The organism is Proteus sp. G2674 (assembly GCF_009915195.1).
Taxonomy (GTDB): Bacteria; Pseudomonadota; Gammaproteobacteria; order Enterobacterales; family Enterobacteriaceae; genus Proteus; species Proteus mirabilis.
This window is the reverse complement of the sequence record NZ_JAABLS010000040.1, coordinates 54,394-72,862: the sequence shown is the minus strand read 5'-3', so window position 1 is coordinate 72,862 and position 18,469 is coordinate 54,394. Positions and strand designations below refer to the sequence as shown.

The 18,469-nt window shown below is 40.3% G+C and carries 12 protein-coding genes; 7 read left to right on the top strand and 5 right to left on the bottom strand.

Translation table 11 applies throughout. The annotated features are described in order from the left end of the window. Nucleotides 1-171: 171 nt before the first annotated feature. From fdnG to GWI58_RS16025, 7 genes are all read left to right on the top strand, one after another. Nucleotides 172-3,219 carry a formate dehydrogenase-N subunit alpha gene (gene fdnG / locus GWI58_RS16055; protein ID WP_080749536.1) on the top strand — a complete coding sequence of 1,016 codons (3,048 nt, stop codon included), beginning with the start codon at nt 172-174 and terminating at the stop codon, nt 3,217-3,219. Between the two features lie 11 nt (nt 3,220-3,230). Then, the gene (gene fdxH, locus GWI58_RS16050; protein WP_004246537.1) at nt 3,231-4,169 is read left to right on the top strand and encodes a formate dehydrogenase subunit beta; all 939 of its coding nucleotides are present in this window, start codon (nt 3,231-3,233) and stop codon (nt 4,167-4,169) included. Continuing rightward, nucleotides 4,166-4,822, top strand: coding sequence for a formate dehydrogenase cytochrome b556 subunit (fdoI, locus tag GWI58_RS16045; protein WP_004246538.1), 657 nt, complete (start codon nt 4,166-4,168; stop codon nt 4,820-4,822). Before fdxH ends, fdoI begins: the two co-directional genes overlap by 4 nt. Before the next feature lie 198 nt (nt 4,823-5,020). Further along, nucleotides 5,021-5,941, top strand: coding sequence for a formate dehydrogenase accessory protein FdhE (gene fdhE / locus GWI58_RS16040; RefSeq protein ID WP_161769367.1), 921 nt, complete (start codon nt 5,021-5,023; stop codon nt 5,939-5,941). Between the two features lie 15 nt (nt 5,942-5,956). Beyond that, a complete protein-coding gene (selA, locus tag GWI58_RS16035; RefSeq protein ID WP_004249963.1) occupies nt 5,957-7,348 on the top strand; it encodes an L-seryl-tRNA(Sec) selenium transferase in 1,392 nt (463 codons plus the stop codon). Then, a complete protein-coding gene (selB, locus tag GWI58_RS16030) occupies nt 7,345-9,207 on the top strand; it encodes a selenocysteine-specific translation elongation factor (protein ID WP_049210440.1) in 1,863 nt (620 codons plus the stop codon). Before selA ends, selB begins: the two co-directional genes overlap by 4 nt. Before the next feature lie 108 nt (nt 9,208-9,315). After that, entirely contained in the window at nt 9,316-10,965 is a 1,650-nt protein-coding gene (locus tag GWI58_RS16025; RefSeq protein WP_161769366.1) for an LTA synthase family protein, read from the top strand. Nucleotides 10,966-11,113: 148 nt separating this feature from the next. On the opposite strand, the gene GWI58_RS16020 is transcribed toward GWI58_RS16025, so the two are convergent. From GWI58_RS16020 to GWI58_RS16000, 5 genes are all read right to left on the bottom strand, one after another. After that, nucleotides 11,114-12,142: a glycosyl hydrolase family 8 gene (locus GWI58_RS16020; RefSeq protein ID WP_161769365.1), complete on the bottom strand. Its 1,029-nt coding sequence runs from the start codon at nt 12,140-12,142 to the stop codon at nt 11,114-11,116. Nucleotides 12,143-12,215: 73 nt separating this feature from the next. Next, entirely contained in the window at nt 12,216-13,178 is a 963-nt protein-coding gene (gene galU / locus GWI58_RS16015) for a UTP--glucose-1-phosphate uridylyltransferase GalU (RefSeq protein ID WP_020946490.1), read from the bottom strand. 173 nt (nt 13,179-13,351) lie between these two features. After that, nucleotides 13,352-14,257, bottom strand: a complete 906-nt coding sequence (locus GWI58_RS16010) for a sensor domain-containing diguanylate cyclase (protein ID WP_017628732.1) — start codon at nt 14,255-14,257, stop codon at nt 13,352-13,354. A 38-nt stretch (nt 14,258-14,295) separates the two neighbouring features. After that, nucleotides 14,296-14,766 (bottom strand): cellulose biosynthesis protein BcsD, encoded by a 471-nt coding sequence (gene bcsD, locus GWI58_RS16005; RefSeq protein ID WP_004246549.1) that lies wholly within the window; start codon nt 14,764-14,766, stop codon nt 14,296-14,298. A gap of 15 nt (nt 14,767-14,781) precedes the next feature. Beyond that, entirely contained in the window at nt 14,782-18,468 is a 3,687-nt protein-coding gene (locus GWI58_RS16000; protein ID WP_110229634.1) for a cellulose biosynthesis protein BcsC, read from the bottom strand. Nucleotide 18,469 lies beyond the last annotated feature (1 nt).

Here is an 18,469-nt window from a genome sequence, read left to right as displayed (position 1 = left end):
TTCCTAATTTTATTAATACATAATAACAATACGGGTAAAACGATTTTACACTACCTATCAGGCAATGAACCTGATCCTATTAAGGATAATAGGAATAAAAAAACAATCAGCTCCTGTTTTCGTGAAGAAAATCAGAGTCAGTAAAAGCAATGTATGATGAGGAGAGACCCCATGCAGGTCAGCAGAAGACAGTTCTTTAAGATCTGTGCTGGCGGTATGGCAGGTACTACAGCGGCTGCCTTAGGTTTTGCACCCGCTGTTGCGTTAGCAGGCTCGCGTCAGTATAAATTACTGCGTGCCCGTGAAACTCGCAATACCTGTACGTACTGTTCTGTCGGTTGTGGACTATTAATGTATAGTCTGGGCGATGGCGCGAAAAACGCAAAAGAAACCATATTCCATATTGAAGGTGATCCTGACCACCCAGTAAACCGTGGTGCACTTTGTCCTAAAGGTGCTGGTCTCGTTGATTTTATCCATAGTAAAGGCCGTTTACAATATCCTGAATATCGTGCTCCCGGCTCAGATAAATGGGTAAAACTTTCATGGGAAGAGACCTTTGATCGTATCGCACGCTTAATGAAAAAAGATCGCGATGCCAACTTCGAAAAATTCAATAAAGAAGGTGTTGAAGTAAACCGTTGGTTATCAACGGGGATGCTTTGTGCCTCCGCAGCAAGTAACGAAACAGGCTTTTTGACCCAGAAATTCTCAAGAGCACTTGGGATGCTGGCTGTCGACAACCAAGCGCGTGTCTGACACGGACCAACGGTAGCAAGTCTTGCTCCAACATTTGGTCGCGGTGCGATGACCAACCACTGGGTTGATATGAAAAATGCCAACCTTATCGTCGTTATGGGCGGTAATGCGGCTGAAGCACACCCTGTCGGTTTCCGCTGGGCGATGGAAGCTAAAATCCATAATAAAGCCAAGTTAATTGTGATTGATCCTCGCTTCACACGTACTGCGTCTGTTGCGGATTTCTATACGCCTATTCGTTCAGGTACAGATATCACCTTCTTATCGGGGGTTATCTTATATCTGCTCGAAAATAAAAAATATCAAAAAGAGTACGTTGAGGCTTATACCAATGCCAGCTTGATTGTTCGCGAAGATTACCATTTTGATGATGGTCTCTTTAGTGGTTACGATCCTGAAAAACGTCAATATGATAAAACCACTTGGAATTACGAGATGGATGAAAATGGTTTCGCTAAACGCGACACCACGCTTCAACATCCTCGTTGTGTCTGGAATCTATTAAAAGAACACGTTAGTCGTTATACGCCTGATGTGGTCACTCAGATTTGCGGTACACCAAAAGAAGATTTCTTAAAAGTCTGTGAATATATTGCTGAAACAGCGGCGAAAGACAAAACAGCCTCTTTCCTGTATGCATTAGGCTGGACTCAACACACTGTTGGTGCACAAAACATTCGTACTATGGCGATGATCCAATTACTGTTAGGTAATATGGGTATGGCAGGTGGCGGTGTTAATGCTCTACGTGGTCACTCTAATATTCAAGGCTTAACAGATCTTGGTCTGCTATCACAAAGCTTACCAGGTTACCTAACCTTGCCTTCTGAAAAGCAAACATCGTTAGAAACCTATTTAGCAGCCAATACGCCAAAACCGACCGTCCAAGGGCAGGTTAACTACTGGGGTAACTATCCTAAATTCTTCGTCAGTATGATGAAGACATTTTATGGTGATCATGCTCAACGTGATAACGATTGGGGATTCTCACTATTACCTAAATGGGATAAACCTTACGACGTTCTACAATATTTCGAAATGATGGATAAAGGTGAAGTCAATGGCTATATCTGCCAAGGCTTTAACCCTGTAGCTTCATTCCCGAATAAGAACAAAGTGATCCGCTCATTATCAAAACTGAAATTCCTTATCACCATGGATCCGTTAAATACAGAAACATCTTGTTTCTGGCAAAACCACGGTGAAGAGAATGATGTGAAAACAGCAGATATCCAAACTGAAGTTTTCCGTCTACCTACGACTTGTTTTGCTGAAGAGAACGGCTCTATTGTTAACTCAGGACGCTGGTTACAATGGCACTGGAAAGGTGCTGATGCCCCAGGAATTGCACTGCCTGATGGTGAAATTCTCTCAGGTATTTTCCATCGTTTACGCCAACTTTATAAAGAAGAAGGTGGCGCAATGCCTGAGCAGGTGTTGAATATGACTTGGGATTACTTTGATCCTAATAATCCAACATCTGAAGAAGTGGCTCAAGAGAGCAATGGTAAAGCCCTTGTCGACTTAAAAGACGCTGATGGCAATATCATTTTGAAGAAAGGTCAGCAACTAAGCTCATTTGCTCAGTTACGTGATGATGGTACAACGGCAAGTGGCTGTTGGATCTTCGCGGGTAGCTGGACAGAAAAAGGCAACCAAATGGCTAACCGTGATAACTCAGACCCATCAGGTTTGGGTAACACATTAGGTTGGGCGTGGGCATGGCCTTTAAACCGTCGCATTATTTACAACCGTGCATCAGCAGATCCACAAGGTCAACCATGGGATCCAAAACGCAAGTTAATCGAATGGGATGGTAGCAAATGGACAGGTATTGATGTACCTGACTATAGCAATGCCGCACCTGGCTCTGATGTTGGTCCATTTATTATGCAACCTGAAGGTATGGGGCGTTTATTCGCTATCGACAAGATGGCAGAAGGTCCATTCCCTGAACACTATGAGCCAATTGAAACCCCATTAGGTACCAACCCACTGCATCCAAATGTTGTTTCAAACCCAGCAGCACGTGTGTTTAAAGATGACTGGAAAGAGATGGGTAAAGCAGAAGAGTTCCCATATGTAGGTACGACTTACCGTCTGACTGAGCATTTCCACTTCTGGACAAAACATGCGCTGTTAAATGCCATTATTCAGCCTCAACAATTTATCGAAATCGGTGAAAGGTTAGCGGCAGAAAAAGGTATTTCTCAAGGTGACACCGTTAAAGTCAGTTCCAAACGTGGTTACATTAAAGCAAAAGCTGTAGTGACCAAACGTATTAGAACACTTGATGTTGATGGTCGCAAAGTGGATACCATTGGTATTCCGATCCACTGGGGTTTTGAAGGGGTTGCGGTTAAAGGCTTTATTGCTAATACCCTAACGCCATTCGTCGGTGATGCAAATACACAAACGCCAGAATTTAAAGCGTTCCTTGTTAATGTGGAAAAGGTGTAAGGAGATAAATTATGTCACTGCAATCACAAGACATTATTCGTCGCTCTGCCACCAATTCCCTTACTCCCGCACCACAAGTGCGGGATTACAAGGAAGAAGTGGCAAAACTTATCGACGTCACCACCTGTATTGGTTGTAAAGCCTGTCAGGTTGCTTGTTCTGAATGGAACGATATCCGCGATAAAATTGGTACTAACGTCGGTGTTTATGACAACCCAACGGACTTAACGGCTAAATCATGGACAGTGATGCGTTTCTCTGAAGTTGAAGAGAATGGCAAATTGGAATGGTTGATCCGTAAAGATGGTTGTATGCATTGTGCTGATCCGGGCTGTTTAAAAGCATGTCCTGCGGAAGGCGCTATCATTCAATATGCTAACGGTATTGTGGACTTCCAATCTGAGCACTGTATAGGATGTGGTTACTGTATTGCTGGTTGTCCTTTTAACGTACCGCGTATTAATGAAGAAGATAACCGTGCTTATAAATGCACCTTGTGTGTAGACCGTGTTGAAGTGGGTCAAGAGCCGGCTTGTGTTAAAACCTGTCCGACTGGTGCTATCCATTTTGGCTCAAAAGAGTCGATGATTAATCTTGCCAATGAACGTGTTACAGAGTTACAAACTCGTGGCTATGACAACGCTGGACTCTACGATCCACAAGGCGTTGGTGGCACACACGTTATGTACGTGCTTCATCACGCGGATAAACCCAACCTGTACCATGGTTTACCAGAAAACCCAGAAATTAGCTCTACGGTTAAATTCTGGAAAGGTATTTGGAAACCATTAGCGGCGGTTGGTTTTGCTGCTACATTTGCAGGTGCTATCTTCCACTACTTAGGTGTTGGCCCTAACCGCACCACCGAAGAAGATGAAGAAGCGGCACAAAAAGAGATGGAAGCATCTTCTAAAACACAGACCTCTGTGAATAAGGAGGAGCAAAAATGATGAAGAAGAAAGGTGATAAAATTCTTCGCCATACCGCATCAGAGCGAATTAATCACTGGGTTGTTGTGATTGTATTTCTATTCACAGCCATCAGTGGTTTGGGTTTCTTCTTCCCATCTCTGAACTGGTTTATGAACATTTTAGGTACGCCTCAACTGTCACGTTTACTTCACCCATTTGTGGGGAGTGCGATGGCGATTTTGTTTATCTTTATGTTCTTCAGATACCTGAAGTACAACTTTATTGATAAAGATGACTTAGTTTGGGCTAAAAATATTCATAAAGTGCTAAAAAATGAAGAAGCGGGTGATATTGGTCACTATAACTTAGGTCAGAAAGGCATTTACTGGGCATTATCTATCAGTTTGATCCTGCTGACGGTCAGTGGCATCATCATCTGGCGTCCTTATTTTGCTGAATATTTCTCCATTCCGGTGATTCGTATTGCATTGCTGGTGCACTCATTTGCCGCAATCTTACTAATTATTACCGTTATCGTTCACGCTTATGCAGCGTTTTGGGTGAAAGGCTCAATTCGTAGCATGGTTGAAGGTTGGGTGACTCGCGGTTGGGCGAAAAAACACCATCCTCGCTGGTATCGTGAAGTACTGGAAGAAGAGAAAAAAGAAGCCGAAAAGCAGTCACAGAAATAATGCACTAACGCTAATTTGCTGAACAAACGGAGGCTGACTGTTGCCTCCGTTTTTATTTTATTTACCCGATGATCTTCAAGCGTAAATAAACAAGAAATTGACTATATCCTTACCTGCTGTCATGGCTTCAAGTAAAATTTTGCATTATTCTGATGCCAATATTTGTAGGTAATACACTATGAAGGAAGATAGAACGTTATGAGTATTCGCATCGTTCCTAAAGAGCAATTAGGTAAAGAGCCATCAGAAAAAAGCATCAGCTTTATTCCACCGGTGTTATTCCCTAATTTAAAAAACCTCTACCAACGTCGTGCTGAACGTTTTCAAGCATTAGCCAAAGACAATCCTTTCGCTGATTATCTTGAATTTGCTGCCGAAATTGCCTTAGCACAAGAAAAAGCATTACATGATAACCCGCTTGAATTAGATTTAACCCCGTTACTTTCTCAACAAACGGGTATAGCGCCGTTAGATAAAAAGACCTTTAAGCGTGGTAAACATTGGCATGCATTACTCGCCTCAATCATTGCGGAATTACAATCCGTTGTACCTGAAAGTGCTAAAATTGCCTTAGAAAATCTCTCTAAAGCCTCTGAAACCGAATTAGAAGAGATGGCAACAGCACTATTAAACGATGAATACTCAAAAGTTTCCGCTGATAAATCAGTGTTTATTTGGGCGGCATTATCACTTTACTGGGCGCAACTGGCGGCAAACATTCCCGGTAAAGCGAAAACAGAATATGGCGAAAATCGCCAATTTTGCCCCGTTTGTAACAGTATGCCTGTATCGAGTATGGTACAAATTGGCACCACTCAAGGACTGCGTTATTTACACTGTAATTTATGTGAAACCGAATGGCACGTGGTACGTATAAAATGTACTAATTGTGAATTAACGGGCAAATTAAATTACTGGTCTCTTGATAGTGAAAATGCGCCAGTCAAAGCAGAAAGCTGTGGCGATTGTGGTAGTTATTTAAAAATTTTATACCAAGAAAAAGATGCTAACGTCGATGCTGTGGCTGACGATTTAGCCTCCCTTATTCTTGATGCAAAAATGGAAGAAGAAGGTTTTGCACGCAGTAGTATTAACCCCCTTCTATTCCCCAATGAATAATAATTAGGTATTAACATGACACATGATACGCGTTCACTTTACAGTCAACTGTCATCGATAGACAGTTTGCTCCATCAGGCTGATATTCAAGCTTTAGTTGATAGTTATGGGCAGACCTTTATCGTTGAACATTTACGCAAACTACAAGAAGAAGCGCGTATCATTATTCGACAAAATAATCAGTTACCGCAATGGCATGATAATTGGGCGGAAGAATTAAAAAATCGTATTGCATTACAACGAAAAGCCGCCATAAAACCGGTTTTTAATTTAACAGGGACGGTATTACACACCAATTTAGGTCGTGCGTTAATGGCAGAGTCAGCGATTGAAGCGGTAAGCCAAGTCATGCGCTCTCCGGCAACATTAGAATACTCCCTTGATGGTGCTTCTCGAGGACATCGTGATCGAGCCATTGCCGATCTGTTATGTGAGTTAACTGGCGCCGAAGATGCTTGTATTGTTAATAATAATGCAGCTGCCGTTTTATTAATGCTGGCCACCGTCGCACCAGATAAAGAAGTGGTTGTTTCTCGTGGCGAATTAGTTGAAATCGGCGGTGCTTTTCGTATTCCTGATGTGATGTGCCAAGCGGGATGTCGTTTAAAAGAGGTGGGAACCACTAACCGTACCCATCTAAAAGATTACCGTAACGCGATTAACGAAAATACTGGGTTGCTAATGAAAGTTCATACCAGCAACTACAGCATTCAAGGCTTTACCGCTGAAGTTGAAGGTGCACAACTTGCTGCGCTGGGTAAAGAGATGAATTTACCCACCGCCATAGACTTAGGCAGTGGCTCTATGACCAATTTGGCTGCACTGGGTTTACCTAGCGAGCCGATGCCACAGGACTATTTGCAACAGGGTATAGATTTAGTCACTTTTTCAGGAGATAAACTATTAGGTGGCCCACAAGCAGGAATTATTCTAGGTAAAAAAGCGTGGATAGAAGCCATCCAACATCACCCTCTAAAACGAGCGTTACGTGTCGATAAAATGACATTGGCAGCATTAGATGCCACCTTAAGACTTTATCAACAACCTGAAAAAATGATCAAGGATATCCCGACATTACGTTTACTCACTCGTACACAAACCGAAATTCATGATATGGCGCAACGGTTACTTCCTCATTTTCAGGCATATTATGGCGATAACTACCATATCACAATATCCTCATGTGCTTCGCAAATAGGAAGTGGCTCGTTACCGATTGAAAGCTTACCCAGTGCAGCCCTTACCTTTGCTGCCAAAGATGGGAAAGGAAGTCAATTAGATGCCCTTGCGGCACATTGGCGTAACCTAGAAAAACCTATTATCGGCCGTATTACGGATGGTCGCTTATGGCTCGACCTACGTTGTCTTGAGGATGAAAATGCATTAATACAGGCTCTATCACTATGATTTTTGCGACAGCCGGTCACGTAGACCACGGAAAAACAACATTAATACAAGCGATCACCGGTGTAGATACAACTCACTTACCTGAAGAAAAAAAACGCGGTATGACCATCGATTTAGGTTATGCCTATTGGCCACAAACCGATGGTTCAGTCATTGGTTTTGTCGATGTCCCCGGTCATGAAAAGTTTCTTTCTAATATGTTGGCCGGTATTGGGGGAATTTCTCACGCCTTATTAATTGTCGCTTGTGATGACGGTGTGATGGCACAAACTATTGAACATACAGCTATCTTACGTCTTGCCGGTTGTCCTAACATCACAGTGATCCTCACCAAAGCAGATCGTGTAGAACCACCACGTATTGATGAAGTTAAACAGCAGATAACCACACACTTACTTAATCTAGGTTGGTCAGCACCACAAATCTTTGTTACTTCTGCCTCAACGGGTGCGGGTATCGCGCCATTACGAGACTATTTAGTTACCCTACATCAGCAAGAGCAACAACACCCTCAATGGCATAAGCGTTTTCGCTTAGCAATTGATCGTGTATTTAGTATTAAAGGTGCGGGTTTGGTGGTCACAGGTACTGCACTTGCCGGGCAAATTGCGCTAGGTGATACTTTTTGGCTAACGGGTGCAGATAAACCGGTAAGAATTAGGGCATTACATGCGCAAAATCAGCCAGTAGAACAAGCTGGTGCGGGTATGCGCATTGCGATAAATATTAGTGGTGATGTCAGTAAAGAAACGGTTTCTCGTGGTGATTGGTTACTATCACAAGCACCACTTCATCCTTCACACAAAATATTAGTCAGCCTAACAGCTGATGAACCTATTAAACATTGGCAACCGGTTCATATTCATCATGGTACACGCCATATTACAGGACGTATTGCACTATTAAATAATACCGATGAAACACCGCTATTAGCAGAGCTTATTCTTGATGAACCCTTGTGGCTGGTGGATAACGATAGACTGATTTTACGTGATATTAGTGCACAACGAACTTTAGCGGCGGCTAAAGTGCTCTGTTTACACTCTCCTCGTCGGGGTAAGCGACAAGCTGAGTTTTTATCTTGGCTAAGTGCACTTGATAAAGCCAACACGGTGAGTGATAACCTCGCACTCTATTTACCCAAAGGTGAATTGTTATTGACTCAATTTGCTTGGGCACAGCAATTGACGGAAACTGCACTTGATACGCTATTAACCACCTTTGATGTTATTTCTATTTCCGGCGTCGTCATTTCGAAAGCCAATGCTGAACAGGCCAAAGCAAAACTATTACGCACACTAGAAGAATATCACCAGCAACATAACGATCAAATGGGTGTGGGGCGTTCCCGTTTAAAACGTATGGCTCTTCCTACTTATCACGATGAGCTGGTTTATCACTTAATTGATCAGTTACGCCAAGAAGGTGCTATTAAGCAAACTCGAGGCTGGCTACATCTACCAACACATGGGTTAGCCTTCACAGCAGAGCAAGAGGCACTATGGCAGATTGCCAAAAACTATTTTCAACAATCAGAGCCTTGGTGGGTTCGTGATCTCGCCCATGAAATGAAAAATGATGAAAAAGTCATACGAGGCTTATTACGCAAAGCTGCTCAACTAGGTCTTATTATCCCCATTATTGCCGATCGCTATTATACTCATGATTCGATAGAAAAATTTGCCGCTATCATCGTAAAATATAACGAAACTAACGGCAGTGTAACCGCAGCCGATTTTCGTGATGAACTGGCCGTAGGTCGCAAACTTGCCGTACAAATTCTTGAGTATTTTGACCGAACAGGGTTCACTCGACGTAAAAAAGATCTTCATATCTTACGAGATAAAGGGTTATTCTAACTTAACTGGTTACTCTTTATGATTGGCTGGATATGAGCATTCAGCCAATTAAGGTATTCTTCGCTTGTCTTTATCAATAAACTTTTAATCACTATGCTCGGAAGAGATATGAAAAAATTATCAGGGCGTATATATCTTGCGCTTGTTCTTATTGCTTCATTATTTATTGTCTTTGAGAAAGCTTCTCTAATTTATACCGCACTACTGTCTGTCAGTGTTTATTTTATTATTTTTACGCTGTGTTTTGTTTTATCGTCCCGCGCGCTATTCTCGGCAATCACAACAGGGACACTCTTTATCATTATCAAGTTTATCAATCAGCTTAAAGTCCACTATTATAAAGAGTCACTGCTATTTTCAGATTTTAACCTTGCTTTTGATAGCTCAAATTTAGGCACCTTAACGCAGTATTGGGAAGCCGGTGTCGCGATTATTGCCATGGCTATTTGGCTAATCATTAATATGGTTACCGCGTGGCGTTTCTCCCGTAAATCACCTATTGCTACACGCCTAAGTAGCTTATTACTCATTATTATTGGCCTTACAACTATTCATTTTACAGTCAATAAATGGCAATCGGAGTGGGAAGGTACGCTTCCCGGTGGTCGAGGAACTGTGACTAATTTAATTATGTCGGGTTATCAAACGGCTTATCATCCCCCTTACTATGCACAAAGTGCAAACTACTTTATCGAGCAAGCCAATCGTGTGGTCTTACCGGAAACACAAACCGAGGTAAAACCCGATATTGTTGTATTACTACAAGAATCTACCGTAAACCCAACCATTTACCAATTTGATAAAAACGTGGATTTGCCCGATCTTTTTATGTTTAAAAAAGATGAAGGTGTCAGTGCCCAAAGCCCATTACGAGTACAAACCTTTGGTGGAGGAACTTGGCTTTCTGAGTTCTCAGTATTAACCGGTCTAAATACCGATGATTTTGGTGCGCGTAAAAACTCTGTGTTCTATTTTGTGGTTGATAAACTCAATGAAAGTTTATTCCGCCAACTCAAATCTCAAGGGTATTACACCGTACTGCTCACTCCCTTTAATCGTAACGCCTATCACGCGGGATATGCTTATGAAAAATTAGGGGTTGATGAGATTATCCAGCCACAAGAATTGGGTTATCCGGGGAGTTTAGAAGAGAATTTATGGACTATCCCTACCCAAGATATGATTAATTATCTAAAAGAAATCTTAAAAACACATACAGATAAGCCATTATTTATCTTTTCTTTAACTATGTATGAGCATGGCCCTTATAAAGGCTCACATAGTGATGATTATCAATTAGCTGGTCAGACAGAAAGCCCTGATGCACCGGGTAAATTTAGCCACTATATGGAAAAAATTATTGCCAGTGATCCGGCTATTGAAGATTTTTCTCACTTTGTCGCAAATAGAGAGCGCCCCACCCTATTTCTTTATTTTGGTGATCATCAACCTAATATTGACCTAAAAAATTATCAATCACCTTTTAGTGATCCAGCACATATTACTCAATTCACCTTAAGGGATAATTTAACGCAAGGTGCAACCCTTTCTACTGGAGAATTAACGGATATTAATTTCTTAGGGGGAATGTTGTTAGAGCGCGCTCGTTTACCTTTATCACCTTACTATAAAGCCAATATTCAAATGCGTCATTTATGCCAAGGCAAATTAAATGATTGTGAGGATGAAAAATTAGTTAATAGTTATAAGAACTATATTTATGACAAATTAAACGTTGCCGGTGGCAAAGATAATTAATTTTCAAATTTACTGATAAAAGGTGATCGGGATTACTAATCAGTAACAACACGATTATTGACTCGTCCTGATATCGAACAAAAAAGAGGCTAATAACTGGCCTCTTTTTATTTTATTAGTTATATCCACAGGGGTTAACTAATAATCATCAGTTATTATTCTGCGCAAAGGCGGCTAATAAATGTAAGGCTGAAGAGTAATAATCCGTATCCTTAGTTAAATCAACATTTTCAATTACTGTTTTCATTGTCAGATCTCTTACCGCCATCATACCTGGCGTTAAGTTATAATCAGCGCGCTCTTTACCATCAATACTGATCCACGCAGGCGTCTTATCACGATCAAATTGTTGCCAATAATTCACGAAAGGTTGTAATGCGAGTTTATCTTGTGCCCATGCCAAATAAAGAGGAATGCGAATAGCATCAAAACTAAATCGTGCTGGCCATTTTTCACTCGGGGCAAGATGACCATCAGGGTATAAACTTACCCAATCACTTGGTAATTTATATTTACCAAAACGCATTTTTCTTAATAAGGATTGGCTATCGTTAATTAAATTTTTCCAGCGACTATCATGACTAACTCGATAGAAATCTTTCCATGCCGGAAAGATAAAATAGGAGGGGTTAATGATAATTTCTTCGGGGATTTTAAAACCATTAATTCCCGGTAAGAGTACACTGTAGTTTTCTGTCTTCACTAAAGTGTGTTCAAGGATCGCATGCTGAATAGAATCTGACGCTGAAAGATAGCTTTCATCATGCCATTTTTCCCCAGCCTTTAATAATGCCCAAGCAATTAAAATATCACCATCTGTTGCATTATTAGGATCGGGTGTATGTTGATTATTTTCGGGTTCATAACGCCATTTAAATAAGCCAAGATCACCACGATACAGCGACATTGCCGTCCAGTGCCATAATTGTGCAAAGGTTTGGCGATCGTCACTCATAACCGCCATTAACATGCCATATCCTTGACCTTCTGAGTGTGAAATATTTTGATTAGCACTGTCAATGACACGCCCCTCGGGAGTAATGTAACGCGCTTTAAATTGTTGCCATCCTGCTTGGGTTTCTGTCGCTTGTGTCATTGGGGATATCATTAACATCACACTTAGTGTTAGCAAAATACCAAGTCGATGAGTCAATCGAGATAACTGTCTTATGGACATTGTCTCTTTCTCCTTCTTTTGCCGACCGCTAAATGAACTCGGTCGGCATACTACTGATTATTGCAAAATAGCCTCAAAAAATTGTCATCACACTGTTATCGACTTCTTTTAGTGTTGGGCGATTATTGGCCATAGTTTGGGATAATACATCTTTTGCATATAACTCTTGTATCCAATGAGCGAACTCTTCTTTCAGTTCGCTATTATGTAAACCATACTCAACAAAGGCTTTCATATAACCGAGTTTATTACCACAATCATGAGATTTACCAACTAAGGTGTAAGCTTCGGCAACCTCTTTTCTCAATAAGAGATCAATAGCATCCGTTAATTGGATTTCGCCACCAACACCCGCAGGCAACCCATCGAGTAACGGCCAAATTTCTGCAGAGAAAACATAGCGCCCCACCACAGAAAGATTAGAAGGTGCTTGTTCTGGATTAGGTTTTTCCACAATACGACGAATAGGCGCCCAGTTACCTTGTGGGCAAAAAACACCTTGGCAATCAACAATCCCATATTGATGTACTTGTGTGAGTGCGACAGGTTCAACCATAATTTGGCTACGCTCTGTTTTTTGGAAGCGTTTGATCATGGCAGATAAGTTATCATGGCAAGGATCACAGTAGTGAGAATTTAATAGCACATCGGGGAGTAACACAATAAAAGGATTATCACCAATGACAGGGTGAGCACAACAAATGGCATGCCCTAATCCTAATGCTTGCCCTTGGCGAATTTGGATAATTTTTACATTTTCAGGACAAATAGAGCGAACTTCTTTTAATAATTTATTTTTTATTCGTTGCTCTAACATATTCTCTAATTCAAAGCTGGTATCAAAATGATCAGCAATTGAATTTTTAGATGAATGTGTCACTAAAATAATTTCTTCAACGCCCGCTTGTGCACACTCTTCAACAATATATTGAATTAAAGGACGATCAACTATCGGTAACATTTCTTTTGGAATGGATTTAGTTGCAGGTAACATACGTGTGCCTAATCCAGCGACAGGAATAACAGCTTTCATCATAATATACTCCTCAAATAATTATTTATATAAAAACAATACATTGTTGTTAATTGAAAACAATTTTCTTTTATTTTCTTTTCTAAAAAACTCTCTATTTAAAATATAAGTATCCCTCTCCAGATAAGAAGATTTTTATTTATTAATAATGACTTTTATTTGAAATATAGTGTTATTTAATATTCTGAATAAAAACCGTATTTATTTCCTCCTTTCTCTTTTATTGCATAAAGCTGTTTATCTGCTGACTTTAATAGTTCAGATAATGTCTTGCCATCCTTAGGGTATTCAGCAATACCTAAGCTAATAGAAGGAACGATTGTTTTTTCTTTATTGATTTTTATCGGTTTTTCCATCCCTCGCCATAGCGATTCGATGATCTCCAATAACAATAAAGAGCAAGAACGTAATCCAGCAGGGAAAAGTACCGCAAATTCATCGCCACCAAGTCGCCCACAGTAAACCTGCTGGCGTTCTAAGGCTAATAAACGCTGCGCTATCTCACATAAAACATGATCACCAATAGCATGGCCATATTGATCATTAATCGTTTTGAATTTATCACAATCAATAATCCCAAGACAAAAAGATGAAGGTGTCGCAATATTTAATCGCTCCTGTTCAATTTTCTCAATAATACTTAGACGGTTAGCCATTCCAGTTAAAGAGTCAATATAGCTTTTAGTTAATAAATCATTTCTTAACTTTACTTTATCCGTGATATCTAAACTTAAAAATGCATAATGAGAAATTAGATTATTTTTATCAAAAATTGGAACGATATTAATATCTTCCCATACTTCTTGTTTATTTTTATTTGGGTGTTTTGCCTCTAATCTTATTACCTCTTTATTATCACTAATGTTAGAAAACACATCTTGATTTTCATCAACTAAATAAAACAAGTTATATCTTTTATTTTTTATACTTTCAAAATTAATATGATTAAATTGGCAGTATTTTTTATTAGCGTAGATAATATTACCTTTTATATCTGTTACTATCATCATAAATACATAATTAGTAAATTGCTTTATTAATAAGTCATTAACAATATTATTATTAATTACTAATTCACTCATTTTTTCCTCCTATGCTTATCAATAAAGCATAGTTTTTATTATTTATCTGATGAACTATTCGCATAACGAAAAATAAAGGCATCTTTTGCATCTGTAGCTTGACGGTGCACATGCATTTTATCATTTCCCCCTTGATGAGTAAGCCAGCCTTCATATAGCCCTTCTAATACACTGGCACTCGCTGCACGCCAATTAGCTTCCTCTTCATTTGCTGAAAAATGTGGCCATGCACAGTGCACTAATAGCAACTCACTCATTGCTGGAGAGATAGTCACAAAGCCCCACTTAAACAGTGTTAAAACTTGATTGATATGTGATTCTAATGACTGGATATTTTCGCTATCAGGTAATGGGTAACGTTGAGCGATATCTTTCCCGATATCCCTTAATTTATTTTCGGCCTGCGTAATATCGTTATCACTAACTATTTGAAAAAATAATAGTTGTGTCAGATCTTGCCAACCGCTTTCAAAAGGTAACTGTAATATATCGCTATCATGTTGGTTCATTACTTATCTCCTTAATTATTTAGATAAAAAGTCTGGGGTGTATTTTAGATATAACCACATATTATCTTCAGCATAATCACCCGATGTATCATGAGATAAGCTGAGTCCTAATTCTGACTCTTTATTTAAATAATATTTAGCATCGAGCCCTAAACGATAGGTAATATTGGTTTCATCTTGCTCTTCATAACGAGATTTAATACGTGAGTCACTCGTATGACGTTTGTTTAACGCATTTTGCATATAAGCATGGGTTGGAAAATAATCACTCCCCTTTTGCTTGTAACTCTGTACCCCTATCGCACCATTTAGCGATACCTCTCCTTTTTCAAAACGACGGGTATAAGCAACAGGCAAAGAGACAGCGACATAATCTTGTGGGCTGAAGTACCCCCCATGCCCTAATGAGAAGTAATTTTGGTTGTTTTTAAAGTTCATATAGTCCACATGAACACCTGCTTTGACTTCTTGTTGCTCATCTTTGTAGAAGTTTGCATAAGAGCCAAGCCAAACTTTTACCTCTTCATTACTTTCAACACTTTTCCCTTGGTAGTTATAGTATCCCCCACCAATATAAGCACCGACTTTGCCATCATCCCATGCATATTGCGCTTTAGCACCATTACGCGTGACCTGTCCCCAGGTTTCTCCCGTTATAGGATCGGTACGTCCCATATAGGAAAGTAAGCTATCTTTAATCGCTCTACGCTCTGCGGTTAATGTTAACTGTCCATTTTGGCCAATTTTTGGTGAGTAAGTCAGTCCACCAACAATAGTGGAACTATCTTTATTCAAAGGTGTTGTTCCAACATCAAAACGTGTATTGTGATCAGATAAAACCAATCCTAATTCAACACCTGAAGCCCGCTGGCTTCCCGCATCATCTGCGTTTATTTTGTTCTTTTCATCATGATTATCACTGTTTTTCGCAAAACGTTCAGCATGCTGCAATTGCCCCGAGCCAAAGCGATTAGCGCGCTCTCCAGAAGCCGTACCGCTGGTGATTGAAACGGGATTAATATTAAATTGCCAGCGCCAATCTTCACCAGGAACACTTGAGATAGCAATCGGTGCCGATATTTCAGTCAAATTTGATAATCCCTTATCACCATTACGATGACGAGTAGCAATACCACCTTGTACCCAAGGAGATATCTGCTGCTCTAATTGACGAATGGAACGTTGAACAGCAACCATCTGTTTATCTTCATTTATAGAGCCAGTCATCACACTATTTTCACTCTCTAGTGCCATTAATTGCCCTGCTGCGGTATTCACCGTACCTGTTGTGTTATTTGTCGTTTGCCATTGCGCGCTACGCAATAACGCCAATGCCTGACGATTTTCACCGTTTAATTGCGCTACTTGTGCTGCTTGTAATAGATAAGCAGGCTGTGAAGATGTCGGTATTTGTTGTAACAGTGTTTTGGCTTTACGACCGTCTTTTTGCGCCAGAGCAACTTCAATTTGTGCTTGAAGTAATTTGCTATCTCTCCCTTGCTGTTTTTCAAGGTAAGAGAGAATTTTATTTGACTGCTCTGGCATAGATTGCGCTAAATACACACGACTTAATGCCATTAATAAGTCTGGATCATCAGGACTTACCTTTAATGAGGTGACGAGAGTTTGATAAGCGGCTTTGATTTCACCTTTTTCCCGTAAACTATCCGCTTGCGCAACATTTGTCAGTATAGCTAAACGTTGTTTCTCGGCTGCTGGCGTTTGTTGCTGTAATGCGGGATCATTAATCAAGCTCGAGGCTTGTGCATAACGTCCTAACGCATTAAACACATTGATATGCCCTGCATAATTTCCCACAGAGCCTTTAGTCCCTTTAGCCAGATCATTTTCAATCAATTGCAGTGCTTCATCTTGTGCACCACTATTTACCAGTTTTTCAGCTAATTCCCCTACATCATTTGGATAATCAGCCACTTGGTTGATTAAAGGGCGCAGCGTATTGCGCATCGCAACGAGATTGCCCGTTTTATAGTAACGCTCAGCTTGTGTCAGTTGACGATAAAAACGCGCTCTCTCTAATAACGCTTTTTCCGCCTCAGTTTGTTGAGGTTGACTGTTCAGTAGGCTAAAAACTTTATCCCACTGTTTTTGTTCAACATAAAAGAGCGCCGCAATATAATTGGCATCACGTGTTTGACGACGTTCAAGTTGTAAAATGAGCTGATCCGCTTGCGTTTTATCACCTTCGGCTATCATTAAACGGGCTAAATCAAGGTATACCCAATTATTTTGCGGGTTTTTACGTTGTGCCTGAGTTAATAATTGTCTTGCCTGAGTGCGATGACCATTTTCTAACGCCTTTTGCGCATCACGACGTAATCTTTCTGATGGATCAGTATTTGCCGTTAATTTTTGTCGTAAAGATGCGGGTTGTTTTGCTACTAACTGCTCAGCTTGGCTGTTTTTTCCTTGTTGAATAAGCAAGTAGTAATATGCGGAAATAACTTTTTCATTTTGACTATGCTGTTGATATAGTTCAGATAATAGCTGATAAGCAGCAGGTAAATTACCTTGTTTGCGCAATAAATCCGCTTGCAATAAATGTGCTGATAATCCTTTTTCACCCGATGAGTGAGTTAAAGGTAATAATTTATCCAGTGCTTGCTGAGTATTACCTTGCTTAGCTTGTCGTTGCACTTCTCGTAATTGAGAATAAAAACCCGCATCCTCTGCTTGTTGTTTCCATTTTTGCCCTTGTTCCCCCCCTGACTGAGAGGCTTGGTTTAATAACTTTTGTCCGGTTGCCAAATCACCTGAACGTAGAGCCACATAACCTAATCCTGCTAACGCTTGAGCATCTTGACTATCGACCGTTAATGCTTGTTTAAAGTAAGTTGTTGCTTGCTTTAGGTTACCTGTGTTTAACGCTTCATACCCCGCTTGTCGGGCATTACCTTGTATTGCTCCTTGGTAGTGCTGTGCAATGGCTTTATCGTTAGGATTAGTTTGTAGATAAGATTGATACAGCCCTTCATCATCAGGACGTACATTAAGCCATAGTAAGGCTTGTCTTAATCCATTTTTCGCCGTTTCATCACCAGAAATCTTACTTAAAATAGCAATCCCTTCACGGCGAGTTTCTTCGTTATAAGTTAATGTTAATCCTAATGCTTTTTGTGTTTCTTTATTATCTGGCATCCGCTGAGCACGTTGTTTTAACCCAGCAATCGCTTGTGGCAACATTGCCGGTATTCCAGCCATAGTTTGATAATATTCAAGTGATAGCGTATCAGGTGGTTCATGTGTGACAAATAAGCGCTGATAGGCTTTTATTGCCTCTTCATGTTGCCCTTTTTGGGCTAATTCTCTCGCGTAACCCAATTGTTGTTCACTAAATTGAGATGAGCGAATATTTTTTAATCCCGCAATACGCGGATCTTGAGGTGCAATCCGTGCCAGTTTTTCACGCCAATAGCTGGCTTGTTTTTCATTTCCTTGTTGCGCGGTAAAAAAAGCCATTAAATACAGCGCATCTTGATTGTTATTTTCCATGATCAGCACTTTTTGTAGCGCTTCAATAGCACGTTCATCATGCGCTTTTCCATGCCAGTAATTTGCTTGCTCTATTAACGAGCTGACAATATTCGCATCTGTTGCATTAGCAAGCGTGGAATGGGTAACGCCTAATAAGCAACTGGCATAAATCACTTTAACAATCATATTAAGTGTCTGTTTTTTCATT

Coding starts and splice junctions, on each gene's coding strand:
- fdxH (WP_004246537.1), top strand. CDS start 3,231: ATGTCACTGCAATCACAAGACATTATTCGTCGCTCTGCCACCAATTCC.
- fdoI (WP_004246538.1), top strand. CDS start 4,166: ATGATGAAGAAGAAAGGTGATAAAATTCTTCGCCATACCGCATCAGAG.
- bcsD (WP_004246549.1), bottom strand. CDS start 14,766: ATGAACCAACATGATAGCGATATATTACAGTTACCTTTTGAAAGCGGT.
- selB (WP_049210440.1), top strand. CDS start 7,345: ATGATTTTTGCGACAGCCGGTCACGTAGACCACGGAAAAACAACATTA.
- GWI58_RS16000 (WP_110229634.1), bottom strand. CDS start 18,468: ATGAAAAAACAGACACTTAATATGATTGTTAAAGTGATTTATGCCAGT.
- selA (WP_004249963.1), top strand. CDS start 5,957: ATGACACATGATACGCGTTCACTTTACAGTCAACTGTCATCGATAGAC.
- GWI58_RS16025 (WP_161769366.1), top strand. CDS start 9,316: ATGAAAAAATTATCAGGGCGTATATATCTTGCGCTTGTTCTTATTGCT.
- GWI58_RS16020 (WP_161769365.1), bottom strand. CDS start 12,142: ATGTCCATAAGACAGTTATCTCGATTGACTCATCGACTTGGTATTTTG.
- galU (WP_020946490.1), bottom strand. CDS start 13,178: ATGATGAAAGCTGTTATTCCTGTCGCTGGATTAGGCACACGTATGTTA.
- fdhE (WP_161769367.1), top strand. CDS start 5,021: ATGAGTATTCGCATCGTTCCTAAAGAGCAATTAGGTAAAGAGCCATCA.
- GWI58_RS16010 (WP_017628732.1), bottom strand. CDS start 14,257: ATGAGTGAATTAGTAATTAATAATAATATTGTTAATGACTTATTAATA.